At 49.1% G+C, this 16,842-nt stretch carries 16 protein-coding genes and 1 other annotated feature; of the genes, 1 reads left to right on the top strand and 15 read right to left on the bottom strand.

Features of this window, described 5'->3' with window-relative positions; translation table 11 throughout:
- Positions 1-73 precede the first annotated feature (73 nt).
- The gene (locus AB432_RS08185; protein WP_048035735.1) at positions 74-1,048 is read right to left on the bottom strand and encodes a Gfo/Idh/MocA family protein; all 975 of its coding nucleotides are present in this window, start codon (positions 1,046-1,048) and stop codon (positions 74-76) included.
- Between the two features lie 20 nt (positions 1,049-1,068).
- Between AB432_RS08185 and AB432_RS30470 the strand changes: the two genes are divergently transcribed.
- Positions 1,069-1,209: a hypothetical protein gene (locus tag AB432_RS30470; RefSeq protein WP_162630231.1), complete on the top strand. Its 141-nt coding sequence runs from the start codon at positions 1,069-1,071 to the stop codon at positions 1,207-1,209.
- A gap of 24 nt (positions 1,210-1,233) precedes the next feature.
- Here the strand turns inward: AB432_RS30470 and ileS are convergent, their stop codons facing one another.
- From ileS to AB432_RS08110, 14 genes are all read right to left on the bottom strand, one after another.
- Positions 1,234-4,314 carry an isoleucine--tRNA ligase gene (ileS, locus tag AB432_RS08180; protein ID WP_048031849.1) on the bottom strand — a complete coding sequence of 1,027 codons (3,081 nt, stop codon included), beginning with the start codon at positions 4,312-4,314 and terminating at the stop codon, positions 1,234-1,236.
- A 69-nt stretch (positions 4,315-4,383) separates the two neighbouring features.
- Positions 4,384-4,642, bottom strand: a binding site (T-box leader).
- Between the two features lie 67 nt (positions 4,643-4,709).
- The gene (locus AB432_RS08175; protein WP_048031848.1) at positions 4,710-6,095 is read right to left on the bottom strand and encodes a VWA domain-containing protein; all 1,386 of its coding nucleotides are present in this window, start codon (positions 6,093-6,095) and stop codon (positions 4,710-4,712) included.
- Positions 6,096-6,252: 157 nt separating this feature from the next.
- Complete coding sequence (locus tag AB432_RS08170) at positions 6,253-7,458, bottom strand: MFS transporter (protein WP_082195888.1); 1,206 nt, start codon at positions 7,456-7,458, stop codon at positions 6,253-6,255.
- Between the two features lie 31 nt (positions 7,459-7,489).
- Positions 7,490-8,053: a thioredoxin family protein gene (locus AB432_RS08165; RefSeq protein WP_048031847.1), complete on the bottom strand. Its 564-nt coding sequence runs from the start codon at positions 8,051-8,053 to the stop codon at positions 7,490-7,492.
- Between the two features lie 30 nt (positions 8,054-8,083).
- The gene (locus tag AB432_RS08160; RefSeq protein ID WP_048031846.1) at positions 8,084-8,473 is read right to left on the bottom strand and encodes an IDEAL domain-containing protein; all 390 of its coding nucleotides are present in this window, start codon (positions 8,471-8,473) and stop codon (positions 8,084-8,086) included.
- A gap of 62 nt (positions 8,474-8,535) precedes the next feature.
- Complete coding sequence (locus AB432_RS08155) at positions 8,536-8,973, bottom strand: RrF2 family transcriptional regulator (protein ID WP_048031845.1); 438 nt, start codon at positions 8,971-8,973, stop codon at positions 8,536-8,538.
- A gap of 234 nt (positions 8,974-9,207) precedes the next feature.
- Positions 9,208-9,687 (bottom strand): GNAT family N-acetyltransferase, encoded by a 480-nt coding sequence (locus AB432_RS08150; protein WP_048031844.1) that lies wholly within the window; start codon positions 9,685-9,687, stop codon positions 9,208-9,210.
- Positions 9,688-9,754: 67 nt separating this feature from the next.
- Positions 9,755-10,735, bottom strand: a complete 981-nt coding sequence (locus AB432_RS08145) for a quinone oxidoreductase family protein (RefSeq protein ID WP_048031843.1) — start codon at positions 10,733-10,735, stop codon at positions 9,755-9,757.
- 33 nt (positions 10,736-10,768) lie between these two features.
- Positions 10,769-11,356, bottom strand: coding sequence for a DUF1802 family protein (locus AB432_RS08140; RefSeq protein ID WP_048031842.1), 588 nt, complete (start codon positions 11,354-11,356; stop codon positions 10,769-10,771).
- A gap of 41 nt (positions 11,357-11,397) precedes the next feature.
- Positions 11,398-12,456: a multifunctional transcriptional regulator/nicotinamide-nucleotide adenylyltransferase/ribosylnicotinamide kinase NadR gene (nadR, locus tag AB432_RS08135; protein WP_048031841.1), complete on the bottom strand. Its 1,059-nt coding sequence runs from the start codon at positions 12,454-12,456 to the stop codon at positions 11,398-11,400.
- The gene (gene pnuC, locus AB432_RS08130) at positions 12,444-13,157 is read right to left on the bottom strand and encodes a nicotinamide riboside transporter PnuC (protein ID WP_048031840.1); all 714 of its coding nucleotides are present in this window, start codon (positions 13,155-13,157) and stop codon (positions 12,444-12,446) included. Before pnuC ends, nadR begins: the two co-directional genes overlap by 13 nt.
- Complete coding sequence (locus AB432_RS08125; protein ID WP_048031839.1) at positions 13,154-14,014, bottom strand: TIGR02452 family protein; 861 nt, start codon at positions 14,012-14,014, stop codon at positions 13,154-13,156. Before AB432_RS08125 ends, pnuC begins: the two co-directional genes overlap by 4 nt.
- 24 nt (positions 14,015-14,038) lie before the next feature.
- The gene (locus AB432_RS08120; RefSeq protein ID WP_048031838.1) at positions 14,039-14,947 is read right to left on the bottom strand and encodes an NUDIX hydrolase; all 909 of its coding nucleotides are present in this window, start codon (positions 14,945-14,947) and stop codon (positions 14,039-14,041) included.
- 446 nt (positions 14,948-15,393) lie between these two features.
- Entirely contained in the window at positions 15,394-16,668 is a 1,275-nt protein-coding gene (locus AB432_RS08110; RefSeq protein WP_048031836.1) for a cation:dicarboxylate symporter family transporter, read from the bottom strand.
- Between the last annotated feature and the right edge of the window lie 174 nt (positions 16,669-16,842).

Below are 16,842 nucleotides of genomic sequence, written 5' to 3'. Positions count from 1 at the left end.
GAAAAGAGCAGGCGCGCAGGATGTGATCTCCCTGCCTACCTGCTCTTTTTTCGTGGACTTTTCTTGCTACTTTCTATTTGATGTAGTGTACTTTTTCATGTCCGAGCAATGCTTCCAGCACTTGCTGTACTTTCACGCCTGTCTCAAACGTAACCAGTCTAGCATCTCCACCATTCATCGCAATGGACAGCTCATCCAACAGCAGGGAGAGACGGTCTTGCTGTGGAACTTCAGCCGGAACGAGCGCTTCACCGTGTCCACCCACAAACAGATTGCTCCAGTTCACGACACTCAGCGTCCCTTTTGACCCGTACACGCGATAATCCAAATGCTCCTCATGTGCGATACCGGCTAAGCCATTGATCGTAACCGGAGTACCATCTGTCAGACGAAGGAAGGCCGATACACCTGTCTCGCATAGGTCATGATCTGCTGGATAATCTACCTCTGAGCGGACTACATGCAGGTCTCCGAAGAGCTCGTAGGTCAGGTGAGTGAAATGAGGCAGCACTTCACGGATGAAACCGCCTTGCTCACGACCAGCCAGCCAAGGTGTTTGCTGCCATGGACGCGGCCACTGGTGAAAATGCGTCAGGATATCGATGCGGCGGACATCTCCGATTTCTTCGAGTCTGCGGGAAAGTTCAGGAAAAACGCCTTGATAGTAGAGCGGGAAGTTCATCGCATGGACAACCCCTGCATCATTTGCTGCCTCCAGCATTTCTTGCGCTTCTGTTAACGAATTAGCCAACGGCTTTTCGCAGAGCAAATGCTTTTTGTGTGCCAGTACATCCAGAGCAATCGCATGATGGAACTTGGGAGGAACCGCCAAATAGATGACGTCCAGCTCTACCTTTTTCAATAATTCCTTATAATTTGTGTACCAAGGCACATCACCGGACTTTTGTGCGGCTTCCTGTGCTCTCTCCGCTGATACATCACTCACTGCGGCTACTCGAAATTTTTCGTGGGTACGGATAGCGTTCATCATGCGCTCGCCCATGACTCCTGCGCCAATCACCCCAACGTTCCATTTCACTTGGTCCATCTGCATTTCCTCTCTTCCTGGTGAATGTTCGTCTTCGTGCCTCTACCCCTTTCTCCATTCATCTGAACATTCCTTCTGAAAAGCTCAGATTGTCAGTTGCGGATGATTATGAAGACGTTTGGTTTGACTCTGAGAACTGGTGTATCATCCATGTTCTCTAGCTGTTTGTTTATCCAACTGCTTTGTTACCCGATGTGCAAGCCAAACGTCTTGTCTCCGAACGAAACGGTTTCCATATCTGCTGCTTTCGCATAAGCCACATCCGAAACGAGTACACTCTCACGTAAAACATGATCAAAACGCTCCAATGCTGCTCGTAGCTCATCGTCCACATCCAGTGTGAGCTGGACACGTTTATCGATGGGCAAATCCAGCTTTTTCCTCGCGTCCTGAACGACGCGGATGACTTCACGAACCAAGCCTTCTTGCTCAAGCTCTTCTGTGAGTGTCGTATTCAAGGCTACGTGGAGCTGATATCCAGATGCAGAAGCGAAGCCTTGCTTCCCTTGCTTTTCCACGAGCAGCTCATCTAGTGTCAGCCGCACGCTCTCTCCTGCGACCTCCACATCCAAGTAGCCATTGTCTACTGCCTTCTGTGCATCTGCTGCTTTCAATTCTTTTAGATACCCTTGAATCGGCCCAACGAGCTTGCCGTATTTTTTCCCAGCTACCTTCAGGTTGAGCTTGAAATAATACGTCACGAAGCTGCTGTCGCTTTGCTCCACCCGAATGTTTTTGACATTGATCTCGTCTTGGATAATGCTAGAAAATCTCTCCAGGTTAAATGGCTGCTCCATCGATACAATCAGCTCGGACAGAGGCTGTCTGGTCTTGAGTCCAGTTTCGTTGCGGACATTTCGTGCCAGCTCCACGATGTGACGAGCCGTTTCCATGTCCCGCTCAAGGGTTTCATCGATTGCTTCTGTGTTCACCTGCGGATAGTCTGTCAAATGAACACTGCCTTCTCCCCCCAGATTGCCGTACATATCTTCAGCGATCAGCGGTGCGTAAGGCGCGATCATCTTCGCCAGCGTCAGCAACACTTCCCGCAGGGTCTGGTAAGCAGATACTTTGTCAGGTGTCATCCCGCTACTCCAGAAACGATCCCGCGAACGACGGATGTACCAGTTGCTCAGCTCGTCGACGAACGCTTCGATATGCCCCGCCGGATTCATGAAATCGTAGGTTTCCAGTCCTTTTCCCACGTGCTGCAAGGTGGTGTTCAAGCGGGATAATATCCACCTATCCAAATCGTTTACAGGCGGCTGTGGCAGATGCTCTTCTGGCTTGAATGCATCGATCAAGGCGTACAGCGAGTAAAAAGCATGCGTGTTATGGATCGTATCGATCACTTTGTACTTCGCCTCGGCGACGATCCGCTTGGAGAAACGCTTGCTGCTCCACGGCGCACTGTCAGACAAGAGCGCCCACCGGAACGCATCTGCACCGAACTCCTCAATAACCTCCCACGGATCGATCCCGTTTCCTTTGCTTTTGGACATCTTCTGACCGTGTTCATCCAAAACGTGACCGGTAGAGATGACCGCCTTGTAAGGCGCTTTTCCGTTATATAGAGTAGAAACCGCCAATAAACTGAAGAACCAGCCCCGTGTCTGATCGATTCCTTCCGAAATGATGTCGGCAGGGTATTGCTCCTGAAATACCTTTTCGTCGCCGAATGGATGATGGTACTGAGCAAACGGCATCGAACCGCTGTCGAACCACACATCAATGACCTCAGGAGTCCGCTCCATCGTACCGCCGCAAGAGCAACGTAGCTTCACCTCATCCACAAACGGCTTGTGCAGCTCCAGATTCTCGTCAAGCGGCGCCACAGACTTCTCACGCAACTCTTTTACACTGTCTGGGGCATATTCGTAGCCACAATCCTGACAAAGCCATAAATTGAGCGGCGTCCCCCAATACCGATTGCGGCTGATATTCCAATCTACGAGCTCTTCGAGGAATTTCCCGAAGCGCCCTTCGCGCAAGTGGCCTGGATACCAGTCGATCTTGCTGTTGTTTTCGATTAGCTGATCCTTGATCGCTGTCGTTTTGATGAACCAGCTCTCCATCGCGTAGTAGAGCAGTGGTGATTTGCAGCGCCAGCAAAACGGATAACTGTGCTCGTAGCGCTCCTTGGAAAACAGTAGACCGCGATGAGACAGTTCCTTTACGATATCGACGTCGCAATCCTTCACGAAGCGACCCGCGAAATCTGAGATTTGCTCGGTATAGCGGCCAGCCAAATTCACGACGTTCACAAAATCAAGACCATGCTGACGGGTCGTGCGATAATCATCCTCCCCGTGCGCTGGCGCAGTATGCACGATGCCAGTTCCGCTCGTATCACTGACATAGTCCGCATCGACGATGATATGCCCATGGTTTACCTTGATATAGCCAAAAGGCGGCTCATACGGGGTACCGACGAATTCTGCCCCTTTGTGCGTGGACAAAACCTCGTAGTCTTCCTTGAACACTTTCTCCGCGAGATTTTTTGCTACGACGTACACTTCATCCTTGTGCTTCACCCGCACGTAATCGAGTTCTTTGTTGACAACCAAAGCCACGTTCGCCGGAAGTGTCCATGGTGTCGTCGTCCACGCCAGGAAGATGTCATCGCTTGTCTTGCTTTTGAATTTGACGGTCGCACTCAAATCCTTCACGTCTTCATAGCCTTGCGCCACTTCATGAGAGCTGAGCGTCGTCTGGCAATCCGGGCAATACGGACTGACACGATGTCCTTTGTACAGCAGTTCTTTCTTATGAATTTCAGAAAGGATGTGCCAGACGCTTTCAATGTAGTCGTTAGTTAAGGTGACGTATGGATGCTCCATATCTGTCCAGTAAGCGATCCCTTCCGTCAGCTCACGCCATTGTTTTTCGTACTCGAATACGCTGTTTTTGCATTCCTCGATGAACTTGGCCACTCCGTAGTTTTCGATCTCCTGCTTGCCAGAAATGCCAAGTCGCTTTTCCACCCCAAGCTCTACCGGGAGACCATGCGTATCCCAACCTGCTTTACGGACGACACGGTAGCCGGACATCGTTTTGTAACGTCCGATGAAATCCTTGATGACCCTTCCGAGCACGTGGCCGATATGCGGCTGTCCATTTGCAGTCGGAGGTCCTTCATAAAAGACGAAGTTTGGCTTTCCCAGCCGATTGTCCATCGACTTGCGGAACGTGTCGTCCTCCCTCCACTGATCCAGAACGCGCAACTCTCGTGTCCTTGCTTTTTCTTTTACGTCTACTTTCCTCATCATGTACACTCCTTCTTCTGTAGTTTGCGTAGAAGTGTAGGTTCGTAGAACGCAAAAAAATCCCGCCCCCTAAGGGACGAGATTTGATCTCGCGATACCACCCTTGTTCCGAAATCTTCATGCTAGCATGTCATTTCGGCACCTCTACTACGTACCATCATACGCGTCCCTTGTAACGGTGGGATTCCGGGTCAGCTTACTCCAAATGCTTCGGCTTTCCTTCTCGGAGAGGATTTTCGGCTAAGTCTTGAACGTTGGCTTTCAGCACTAGGGCCAACTCTCTGGGGAACAAGGGGATTAGCTTACTCTTTCTCGTCAATGAATTTGTTGGTGTTATTTTCGTTACTTTATTTTTTACACTGGTTTCAAAAAAATGTCAAGCGAGCGTATTACGGTCAAGGTCTTTTGTCGTTTGCGTCCCGAACCCCTTGTTGTCCTTCCTCAATGACTTCACGCCACTCCTGATTGCCATTGTCAACGGAATCTCTCCATAGCCCATTGCCTGTATCCACAGCGTATCGCCATATTTCCTGCTTCCGGTCGATAATGGCACTATCGGTATCCATAATTCCACCTTTTCCGTTAAATCTCTTTTTCAAATATTCCCTGGCGTCCAGCAATCTTTGTTTCTCTTCCTCCACCAACGCTTTTACTTTTTCCTTGGTATCTTCAGCGAGTTTTTTCTTCGCTTCTTTTTGACTGAGTGCGTCTTCTTTGGCATTTTCCTTCCACGCATACCAAGCTTGCTTGAGCTTATCGTATTCGCCCCGAAGGTGCTTTTTCAAAGCCTCTTCATCCTGCACGGTTATGTATGTCCCCGCTCCCGCATCCGCCACTTGCTTGAGCATACGCTGCCCTTCGTTATCAACATCAAAACCGATAATGTTCACTACGGTCTTTATACTCGACTGGTTCAGTGCTTTGGCTGCTTCTACGGGATTTCCTCCGCACGTTTCGATCCCGTCACTCACCACGTACACGAATGTTTCGGTTGTCCCGGCAGGAATATCTTCTTGCACCGCTTGCAGCGCTTTTGCAATCGGTGTCCAGCCCGCTGGCTGTACTTTGCCCAATGCTTGTTGAAATGCTTCCTTCTGATAACCCGTCTCCGAATAAAAGGTCTCTGTACTGGCGCATGATAACGCTTTGTCTTGGTCACTGCCGCTTCCTTTATGCCCATATACACGTAAAGAAATCGTCGCGTTTTTGGGAAGGACTGACGCAAATTGGTCAATCGCCTCTCGAGCTGCCTCCATCTTCGTTTTTTTGCCGACTTTTCCTTTCATGCTGCCACTCGCATCAATCAGCAAGGCAAAATGCGTTTTTTGCGTTTCCGGCAAGGTAATCTCCTCAGTCGGACGCTGCAAGTGAACGTCTACACTGGAATCAAAATTCGCAAACGCGAGTACAAACGGGCGGTAGTCCTCTCCGAGTAATTTCAGCAGTTCATCGAGATATTGCTCCGAAGTAAGTGTAGCTGGGAGCTTATCCAATTCTTTTTTGACCTTCTCTTCATCGTAATTCTCGCCAGCATACGTCCCCACCACCTGGTTTGCCAATGCGAGCTCAAATGCCGTCAACTCGCGCTTGACAGGAGGCAGCGGCTCTCTGGCCTGCGTTTGTGTGGATGTATCTGAAGTTGTCTGATCAGACGTTTTCGTCTGCTCCTGCATGTTTGCGGTTTGTTGTGTCGCAGCAGTGTCTTTTTGCGCAGGATCAGCGTCTGTACAGCCGGTCATCACTAGCATAAGAAACACAATAAACGATGCCCATTTCTTCAAAAAGCTTCCCCCTCCTCTTACTCCACCCTACATTATGCTAAATCATTCCAATTCGAACAAATTATAAAAGATGTAGGCCGTTTTTCCTATAACAAAAAAAAGAGCAACACAAAGCGTTTCCACACTTTGCGCTACTCTTTTCCGCTTACAAAAATTTTTAAGCCACTGCCCTTTTCACGCTGCGACGGCTTTCCACTTGCGACAAGAACAAGCTGAGAACCAGGATAATCGCGCCGAACAAATACGGTGCGTTCAAATGAACCCCGTACAGCGTACCTGCCACTGCTGGGCCAAAAATATTTCCCAGACTCATATAGGCATTGTTCATCCCTGCTACAAAGCCTTGTTCATCCCCTGCTCGCTTGGAGATCAGCGTGTTGATCGCCGGACGCATAATCGACGTCAGGGTAAAGAAGATAACCGTCATAATCAGCATATACCAGAAGTTACCGGACAAGAGCATCATCACCATCGATACAGCAGACAAGAAGAACGTCCAGTTAATGAGCTTCTTCTCGCCAAAACGAGTAATGAGCTTGCCGATCAGCGCTGCCTGCACAATCGTACCAGCAAGTGCTCCCACTGTGATAATGATGGAAATATCACGCGGAGTATACGCGAACTTCGCATCGACGAACAGCGGGAAGATAACTTCGAAGTTCGCCAAGCCAAACGTCATCGTAAAGACCAGCACCAGCATGATGAAATAGGACGATTGAAATGACTTGCCGAGTTGTACGAAGATGTTTTCCTGCTTCTCTTTGGCGTTTCGTGCCACAAGCTGCTTTTCCTTCGGAAGTGATTCTGACAAGAAAAAGATGGAACCGAGTGTGGCTACCGCACCAACTGCCGCGGAAATATAGAACGGCATACGCAAGCCAAGCTCTGCTAAAAATCCGCCAATACCAGGCCCGATAACAAATCCGAGCGACATGGCAGCTCCGAGCATCCCCAGTCCTTTTCCACGTTTATCCTCTGTCGTAATGTCTGCTACATACGCCAGCATGGACGGAATCATCGCTGCTGCCCCGATCCCGCCGATCAGACGAGAAAGGTAGAGCACCCAAGTCTGTTCAGCCAAGGCAAAGACCAGATTGGAGATCGTAAACAGGACAAGTCCCATTACAATCATGATTTTACGACCGTACTTATCCGACCATTCCCCCGCAATCGGAGAAAAAAGAAATTGGGTCACACCAAAGGCCGCCACCAAGTATCCAGCCGTCTCCCCACCCGCGCCGAACTCTTTGAGAAACTCGGGCAAAATCGGAATAATCAAGCCAATTCCCAGCATGGCGATAAACATGTTAATCATCAGGAAGAGAATCGGTCGCTGACTATTCTCTTGTGCATTCATATTCATTTATCCAGTCCTATCCTTATAGATTTTCTCTTTAGCCTTGCAGCTTCGCTTTCACACTTTCAATCACCGTGCGCCAAATGGCTGGGTCTGTTGAAATCGTCTGCTTGAAGCTGCGGTACAGCTCCTTTTGCTTCTCCTCAAAATCAGGAGCGTCAGCAGCAGGCAATCCTGCGCGGGCCGTCGTAATCATTTCCTGCACTTCTGGAGAACGCGGTCCCCAAACTCTTGCCTCGTAGCCATCCTGGTCGAGGAAAATAAAGATCGGGATCGCACGTGCTGTGCCATTGGTCAGGTATTGATCCATCAGCTCCAGATTTTCGTCACGGATAAGAAAGCGTAATTCGATGTTGCTTTCCTCGGCAATTCGCTGAATGACAGGAACGCACAAGGAAGCATCCCCACACCAGTCTGCGGTCAGCACGACCCCTTTCCAATTGCGCTGGGAGAGGTCCTTCCAGACAGCCAGATCCTCGTCAGTAAATGTGAGCTGATCGTATACGCGGGACAGCTCTTCTTTGTTGACGTTCATGCTTTCTTTGTACGCAGCAAAGCTCATTCCTTTTTCAAACCAACTGTTATGATTCACGTTAGACATACTCCGTACTCCTCTCGGTATAGTGAAAAATTATTGCTCCCAAATAGCAGAAGTTCCCAAGCGATTGCGAATGGAAGAGCTTCTTGTTTTGCGGGCTTCTTTCCCTGACGTCTGTTTCATGGTGCTTGCCTTGGCAGTCAGGTCCATAAACCACTCTCTATCTTTGGTTGCGAGGGCGAGGTCGATTAGATCATGCATGTGCTCTTCATCATCAAAAGAACCTACCGGAATGCGTTCCATCCACTGTCTTGGAATCACCACCTGCTTGCCGATCGTCTCTTCGTTGTCGCAATGAACCACATAAACTTTCGCGGTACCTCGCAATGAATCATCTGTTTCGACGAAGCCTTGAACTAATTCGCCGAATTTGGTTTTGCCCAATATCCATTCTCCGACTTCCAATAACTCATCTCGATTCATTCTCGTGCACCTCCTAATTGTAACGGAATTTATTACAGTTTCCACGTTAAAAATTTGTATGGTTACTGTTGCGAATTCTCCTGACATCCTTGACGAACTTTATCTAATACGGTCTGGATCGTGATTTGTTCCAAATACTTCGTGAAGTACATCTCTGCTTCGGTAAAAATCTGATCCATGACTCCATGCATATTCGCAGAAACCTGACACGCTTCTTGCGGATCTCCCGAACACCAGTGCGGCTTCAGCGTACCGTTCGAGATCGAACGATATATCTCAGCCAAGGTGACCTCATTCGGGTCGCACGCGAGTATATAACCGCCGCCAATTCCCTCTTTGGTCTTCACAAATCCGTTCTTACGTAGAATGCTCATGATTTTGCGAATTCTGGCAGGATTCGTACATACATTTTTTGCGATGAGCTCACTGCTTGCCATATGCTCTGGGATATGAGCCAACAACGCCAAGCTGTGAACAGCTATGGTAAATTCACTATTCACGTCACAGACGGCCTCCTTGCGAAGAGTACTGTAATAATAATTCGTACAGTTACGAATGTCAACAATTGTGTGGGGGGAAACTTTTTAAAAAACCAGAGGCTTTCATTCTGCGGTGGTCGCAGGGAAGCGCAGGCACATGTTTTCCAGTCGCCTTTTTCCTCACTTCGTTCGGGCGGTCTCCTTCCAAACATGTACCTGTGCTTTTCGGACAGCTATTACTTCTTCGGTGCTTTTTTAAAAAAGTTTTTTTATAAAAAGGATTTCATCGCGGATAGGGATGCCGTTGTCTGCGATCAGGGGGATTTCTGGTTTGATTTGGCGGGCTTTGTCCACGGCATTGATGTACAGCGCGTGAAGCTGATAGCCTCTTTTTTGGTAAAAGCCAATGGCGTGCAGGTTATCGTTGGTGGTGACGAGCTTCATGCGGTGGCAGCCTTTTTCTTTGGCGGTCTGCTCTACTTGACAGAGAAGGGCGGTCCCGATTCCTTTGTTTTCGATCACGCTGTCCAAGGAAATGATTTCACATTCCTGATCTTCGAGTACATAGGAAATAAATCCGTTGATCGCACCATCTTCCCCTTTCACTGCGTAGCCGTCCAGCGCATCGCATTGGAAGACGCCACTGGAGATGACCATTTGCGGACTTCCCCAGTGTTTGATGAAAAATTCTGTGATGACATTTTTGTCCAGTTCGCTTGTTGAAATCATCTGCATAACAATCACCTCTCCAAAATGCTAAAGAAAAAGCCCTCGCTTTTGAGTCAGCAAGGGCTCCACATCGTTACGAACGCACATCCAGCAGTACTTTTCCCGTACTCGCCCTGCTCTCGACCAACGCATGGGCACTTGCTGCTTCTTCCAATGCAAAATGCTTGCCGATCTTGATGTCGAGCTGACCATTCGCCAAATACTCCAAGACTTGCTTGGCTGTATCCTGCAACAAGTGTGGACGGAACTTGCGTGTCGTACCAAAGCTGAAGCCTAATACAGAACGGCAGCTTGCATGCAGATCGATCGTCTTGATCTGACCGATTTCACCGCTGGCATTGCCAAAATGGACGAGTCGGCCGTACCAAGCGAGGCACTCGAGACTACGCTCGCTCACCGTTCCGGAAATCGAGTCCAAAATGACATCGGCTCCCGCACCATCCGTCAGCGCACGTACCTTTTCCACAAAATCTTCGCGATCATTGCAAATGACATGGTCGGCACCGGCTGACAAGGCAATTTTCGCCTTTGTTTCATTACCAACTGTGCCAATGACACGGCCTGCTCCCAGCAGCTTGGCTAATTGAATGGCCGTGGTTCCGATTCCGCCTGCCGCAGCGTGAATCAGTACGGTCTCCCCTTTGGCAATGCGGGCAACCTTCGCCAATAGCTGGTACGAAGTAAATGACACGACTGGGCAAGCCGCTGCTGTTTCCGTGCTGATTTGATCTGGCAGTGCAAAGGTCAAGCTCTCTTCCGCCACGATATATTCGGCGTACGATCCGTTGGCCGGAAATGCGATGACTCGTTGTCCCACCTTCAGGCTATGCACCTCTGCCCCCACCTGTTCAATCACACCAGTCGCATCAAGTCCCGGGATAAACGGCAGCTTGGCTGCTCCCTTTTTTCCATATCGTGATTTGATATCGGCAAAATTGACACTGGTCATCTCGACGCGGATCAGGACCTGTGTAGGTGACATGCTCGGCATCTCGACTTCGGTATATTTCATCGTTTCCGGCCCGCCTAATTCCGTTACCAAGATCGCTTTCATGAGAACCCTCCAGACAAGATTGGAATGACATGGTTAGCTTTGCAGAATGGTCATGATCGCAGCTTTTTTCGCTGCGAACTCCTCGTCGGAAAGCACAGGGGTAAACGCAGCTCGCGGAATATCCACCAATAGATCATGCCAAGATTTGCAGCCTTGATAAGCAGCGTCAATCGGGATTTCTATCGGCTGCTCTAATCGATACATCCGCACGAACAAAATGTGCAGCGGCTGTTTTTTCTTCCAATGCAAGCGCACATCTGCGAAATTATCCGTCCAGATGTGGAAGGGCGAAAGCGCACGCAGCTTGGCATCGTCCATCAGTTCAACATCATCGGTTACTTCGGCAAAGTATTCAATCGTCACGCTCTTCTTGTCCATTGTCCAGCCTTCGAGGGTCGCGTCCAACAGGTGTTGGTAGTCTGCCTTTACCATGTCGCGCTTCTGGTGCTCATAGGTCGGATACAAATAAAATTGATTGTTTTCCAAGCGGAATTCTCGTGTTTCTTCGTATAATCCACCCTTGCGGATCGTGATGATCTGCTCACCTTCTCCAAGTGCTTTGACGGCGACTGCCCATTCCTTCAAGCTAAGGGGGGATAGCGGCTGTACGATCGACTGCATGCAGCACGTCTCCCTTCTACTGTCAGAATCGTTTGATGACTTCAGTCTAGCCCAATTCCAGCTCGTTGAGAAGTCGTCTTCAACAGTTGATCGACATGCTGCATAGCTCTTTGCAGTCTCTCGGCATAATTTCCTCGCAGTGTCACGTAGGTTATTCCACGCTCATCCAGCATCTGACGCAGCTTTTCATGATTGTGTAGGCGTACTGGCTCCTCTCCGTGCACACGCAGTCCATCATCCACCCACGCGACATCTGGCTCCATGAACAGCCACAAATCATACGCTTGCTCTTCGGCAACCTGGTCCAGGACAGGGAAGGTTTGCCCGGTGTACAGTTCAGAGTAAAACTGGGTGACAATCGCTTCGGTATCGATGAACAAGAGCTTGTTGGCTTTCTGGAGCGCTTCGTACTCTTTCATTTTGTGTCCATACGCGATATGCGGGAAATACTCCGGTGTCAAAATCGTATCGCAGCCCCCGACCTCTTCGCAGATGGTGCGCCCATACTCCTCGACAAACACGGTGTTGTAGATTTTCGCAAGATAACGGGTCAAGGTCGATTTCCCGCAGCTCTCTGTTCCTACCACTACTACCTTTTTGACGAAATAGGGCTGAACAACAGCAGGGATGTGCTGCCAATGGGTGTAGACCCCTTCTTGGCGAATTTGGGTAGCGGAAATCGGCACTTGGCTGCGCGATTCATCGAGTATGATGTGCGCTGCCTCCGGGTACAAACGGCGAAAAATCGGATCATAGGTGGACTCGGAGCTGAAAACCAGATCGATTTTTTTCCCGATCTTGCGCTTGATGTCCACTGCTCCTGCCTCCCAATCGTAGCTCTCGTCGCTATCCGCATGATCCTCGACTGCCAGTACGCGGACATTTTCCATGTCCTTGACCAGTGTGGACAGCCATCTCAAGCGCACTTCATAGGGAATGGCCTTGATCCCTGCCTCTTCACACAGTTTTCGGTCGCGAGTCGGGCTGTGCGAGAGAACGACGTACAGCTCGTCACAGCGGCAGGCCGCCTGTGTAATTGCGTATACATGTCCCTGATGCAGTGGCAAAAATTTTCCACCAATGAAGCCTACGCCCCCCATGTCTGCTCCTCCCTTTGCTTGCGATACTGTCTTACCCAGTTCATCAAGCCGTAGATGGCATTCACCAAATAAGCGGACCACATGACCAGCATCGAGATATCGCTTCCGTCCTTCAAAAACGCCACCAGCCACATGTAGATCGTGAACAAATCAATGATGATCCAGACCACCCACTGTTCGACCAAACGCTTCACCATGAAAAGCATCGCGATGACGGAGAGCACAGCCGTCAAGGAATCGACAAAAGGCAAGGCCCCGCCCATTTGCTTTAATACAAATCCGTAGGCGACGGTTGCAATGACGCTCAAGATTGTCCACCAGATGCGTGCTCGATTGGACAAAACGGTAATCATGACATCATTTTGTTTCACTTCGGACACGCGGTTTTTACGCCACAGGTAGAGTCCAATGAATTGCATCGGCAAAAAATAGAGAAGATTCAGCATCACTTCGCCATAGTACTTTTGCCCATAGGCGACGAACGCGTACAAAACCACATTGATGATACCCGGGTAATAGCTCCACGTCTTGCCTTTGGCGACGAGCACGACACTCAGCATCCCTGTCAAGGAGGCGATCAAGCCGATGAATGTATCATCCAATGCGAAATACAAATAGAGGGTAACGAGTGTAAACGAAATAAGCCAAATTTTTTCAAACCAATTCCAGTCTGCTAAAAAGCGGGTGCTTTTCGCATTCATGCGAATCTCTCCTTGAACGCTCGCAGGTTTTCCTGGCGCGCAGAATTGTCATAGACGGCAAAAACGATGTGGTCAAAAAGCTGTGCATACTGTTCGTCAATCAAAACAGTCGCAAAGTAATCTGCTACGTCCTCCGCTTTGTTGCGGAATACTCCGCAGCCGTACGCTCCCAAAATGATCGTCCGGTGGTTATGAATGGCTGCTGCCCGCAAGATTTTTCGAATGCGTTCCTTCATGACAGGGCCAATCTTCGCGATATTTTCAGGCTCTCGCTCACGAATAACCCCTGCATTCACAGCAGGCGCCGTAATAAAAGACAAGAGATATGGATCATGCAAAAGCTGATCGCTTTGGTCGCGGAGCACAGGAACACGCGGTGCATAGATCATGTAATCGGAGTAAAAGCAGGTTTTCAACTGACGATGATAGGTGTACATTTCCTGCATCTGCACGATGCAAGGATACAGCCCGGAGGAACGCGCCAAGCTCTCTTCCTGCGCCTGGCTTCCCCCAAGGAAACCTCCGCCCGGATTTTTGGCGGAAGCAAAATTCAAACAAACGGTATCTGCTCGTTTCTCGTGAACGACGAGGCGCTTGGCTGCATCCAGACTGGATTCCGAGGTTACCTCGACTTTGGCACGCAACTGTGCAGCCGCTGCTTGATTCGATAGCAATGGCACTGTGTTTGCTGTCAAATCATTTGGACGATACAAGATTGACTGGCTGATGGCAGCAGCTAGATCCTCCGTAATGTTCTTCTTTTCTCCCGCTCTGTTCACGTAGTAGCCCTGCTCTATGATTTGCAGCGTCTCTTGCGCGATTCGTACGCGCACGCTTCGATTGTGTCCCTGATTCATTCTGATTTCCTCCCTGGTACGGGGCTACGCCTGATCCATCCATTCCGGGTTAAATCGGAAGTACTTGGATGGTCGGTGCCCGGCATGTTTTCGATATTGATTCGTTTCCAGCACTTTGTCGGCTACCTTCCTGCGAAATGCCGCAGCCAACAGCTCACGTCCCAAAATCACTTCGTACACCTGTTGCAGATCGCTTAGCGTGAACAGCTCCGGCATTAAGGCAAAGGCGATGTCCGTGTATTCAATCTTGTTACGCAATCGTTCCAGTGCGTATTGAATGATTTTGGCATGATCGAAAGCGATGTTGTTCGTCTCTACAATTTCGCGTGTCTCACGTATCGTGCGACCCGTTACTGTTTTGGTGATCTTAATGGTGGCAGACAGCTCTTCGCTCTCATGTACAAGGCGCAGCTCCAGCCATTTTTCAGTAATGGAGCCGTCAATAGTCGCCGTCTTCGTTTCTTTCACCCACCTGTCCTCGATGCGGTACCACTCCGCTTCATCTGCATCATCCCCTGCTTGTAGCTGTAAAGACGAGCTGTCTACCAAGGCCATGTACGATGTGCTGATGACCCATGTCCGAGGATCTCTGCCCGCATCACCCCAGGTGTAGAGCTGCTCCAAGTAAATGTCGTCTACGTTTGTTTCTGTACGCAGCTCGCGTCTGGCTGCCTCCTCGAGACTCTCCCCAGGTGCAACAAATCCGCCTGGCAACGCCCATTGGCCGATATAGGGATGCTCCCCACGCTTCACGAGCAATATTTTCAACGACTTGGGCGAGAGCTTGCGGTAATTCTCCTCCAGCTCATCCATCACGGTGAATACCAGCATATCGACTGTCACAGACGGTCGCTCGAATTGGCTGACATCATAAGCCTCCAAGTACTCCAGTTCGGTTTGACCTCGTTTATTTACATGTGATTTATCTTTCATCCAATCGCCTCTTTTTGCTGCTGAATTGTTGTTGTCTTTTTGTTATTAACAAAATGTTATTATCAAGTTGTTGGTATCATATTACTCTTTCCTGTTTTTGGTGTCAACTTATTAAAATTTGAGTATTGGGTAATTAGCAAAAAAGCCGCGTAGAAGAAGCGTATTTCCAGTCCAAGCGCCTCTGGAGCCCGCCCCAGCTTCGTAATAAATGGCGGGGAATTTCAGCTTCACCTATGGACTACTTCCTCGAAACTTTCTACGTTTGAAGCGCTCCCGCCATTTATTACGAAGCGGACAGTCTTCACCCACAGCAGGGCGGAGGCCGAAGCGTAGACTGGAAATACGCTTCTTCCCACCACCCCAGCTACTTTTTCAAACCAAAGCAAAAAGCCCCCTGCCAGCTTATTCACTGACAGGAGGCTTCTTAAAATTATTAATAGCTTAGATTAAGCAGCACTCGGATCGACTTTAACAGCCTGAACATAATCGTCTGCTTTCTTTTTGTCGAACTGACCTTCCCAACGAGAGATCACGATTGCTGCCAACGCATTACCTACTACGTTAACAACCGTACGAGCCATATCCATCAAACGGTCTACACCGGCGATGAAAGCAAGACCTTCGACTGGGAGACCTACAGAGCCGAGGGTAGCCAACAATACTACGAACGATACTCCCGGTACACCAGCGATCCCTTTGGACGTAACCATCAGTACGAGCATCAGCGTAATCTGAGTGCTGATTGGCATGTGAATACCATACATTTGCGCAATAAACAGAGCAGCCAGTGCCTGGTACAGTGTGGAACCATCCAGGTTGAAGGAGTAGCCTGTCGGAATAACAAAGGACGTGATCGCCTTCGGACAGCCCATCTTCTCCATTTTTTCCATAATTTTAGGCAGTACAGTCTCGGAGCTGGAAGTGGAGTAAGCCAACAACAGCTCGTCCTTCAGTACACGCAGAATGGAAGTGATTTTGACTCCGCTGATACGTGCGATGATGCCCAATACCACCAAAATGAAGAACAACATGGCCAAGTGAACCAAAATAACCAGTTTGCCCAATGGAATGAGCGATGACAAACCAAACTTGGAAACGGTAACACCAATCAGTGCAAAAACACCAAACGGAGCAAAACGCATGATTGTGTTTACAACCCAGAACATCGCGTCTGCAACCCCATTGAAGAAGTTGAGAACAGGCCTTCCTTTTTCTCCGGCAGCTGCTACACCAAGTCCAAATAGAACGGAGAAGAAAATAATAGCTAACATGTCGCCACGAGCCAGTGCATCAAACACGTTGGTAGGAACAATCTTGACGAATGTTTCCACCATGCCATGACTTTGTGTCGTTTCGGCAGTATCTACATACGTGTGGATATCAGTCTTCGTAAGGACTGTTCGATCCACGCCGACACCCGGTTGAAAGATATTGGCCGCCAAAAGACCAACGATAATGGCAATCGTGGTAACGATTTCAAAATACAGAATTGTCTTACCACCGATTTTGCCCAGCTTTTTCATGTCACCTACGCCTGCTACGCCAACAATAAGCGTGGCAACAACGATCGGAACGACAATCATTTTAATCAATCGGAGAAAAATATCACCGATAGGCTGTAAATAGGTCGCCACTGCCGGGTTGCCGTAAAAAAAAGCACCCACCAGGATACCCAGAATGAGACCGACGACAATCTGCATCGCTAATCCAAACCGCTTCATTCTGACACCTCGCTATGAAAGATTAAGATGTGACTCTCAAGACGATATGCTTATATGCATCAAACTTGAGTGGTATATAGGTGAGCATCATATCATGTTTTTTTGTGTTTTCCCCTTTTTTGTATTCTTTTTATTTCTTTATTTTTTCTGATAATATCTATAGAATTCGCGATA

Source organism: Brevibacillus brevis (assembly GCF_001039275.2).
In the GTDB taxonomy this organism is placed as follows: Bacteria; Bacillota; Bacilli; order Brevibacillales; family Brevibacillaceae; genus Brevibacillus; species Brevibacillus brevis_C.
The sequence above is the reverse complement of the archived record's forward strand: the minus strand, read 5'-3'. Positions and strand labels throughout refer to the sequence as shown.

Coding starts and splice junctions, on each gene's coding strand:
- AB432_RS08125 (WP_048031839.1), bottom strand. CDS start 14,014: ATGAATCAGGGACACAATCGAAGCGTGCGCGTACGAATCGCGCAAGAG.
- AB432_RS08145 (WP_048031843.1), bottom strand. CDS start 10,735: ATGAAAGCGATCTTGGTAACGGAATTAGGCGGGCCGGAAACGATGAAA.
- nadR (WP_048031841.1), bottom strand. CDS start 12,456: ATGGGGGGCGTAGGCTTCATTGGTGGAAAATTTTTGCCACTGCATCAG.
- AB432_RS08150 (WP_048031844.1), bottom strand. CDS start 9,687: ATGCAGATGATTTCAACAAGCGAACTGGACAAAAATGTCATCACAGAA.
- AB432_RS08185 (WP_048035735.1), bottom strand. CDS start 1,048: ATGGACCAAGTGAAATGGAACGTTGGGGTGATTGGCGCAGGAGTCATG.
- AB432_RS08165 (WP_048031847.1), bottom strand. CDS start 8,053: ATGTCTAACGTGAATCATAACAGTTGGTTTGAAAAAGGAATGAGCTTT.
- AB432_RS08170 (WP_082195888.1), bottom strand. CDS start 7,458: ATGAATATGAATGCACAAGAGAATAGTCAGCGACCGATTCTCTTCCTG.
- AB432_RS08120 (WP_048031838.1), bottom strand. CDS start 14,947: ATGAAAGATAAATCACATGTAAATAAACGAGGTCAAACCGAACTGGAG.
- AB432_RS08160 (WP_048031846.1), bottom strand. CDS start 8,473: ATGAATCGAGATGAGTTATTGGAAGTCGGAGAATGGATATTGGGCAAA.
- ileS (WP_048031849.1), bottom strand. CDS start 4,314: ATGAGGAAAGTAGACGTAAAAGAAAAAGCAAGGACACGAGAGTTGCGC.
- AB432_RS08140 (WP_048031842.1), bottom strand. CDS start 11,356: ATGCAGTCGATCGTACAGCCGCTATCCCCCCTTAGCTTGAAGGAATGG.
- AB432_RS08110 (WP_048031836.1), bottom strand. CDS start 16,668: ATGAAGCGGTTTGGATTAGCGATGCAGATTGTCGTCGGTCTCATTCTG.
- pnuC (WP_048031840.1), bottom strand. CDS start 13,157: ATGAATGCGAAAAGCACCCGCTTTTTAGCAGACTGGAATTGGTTTGAA.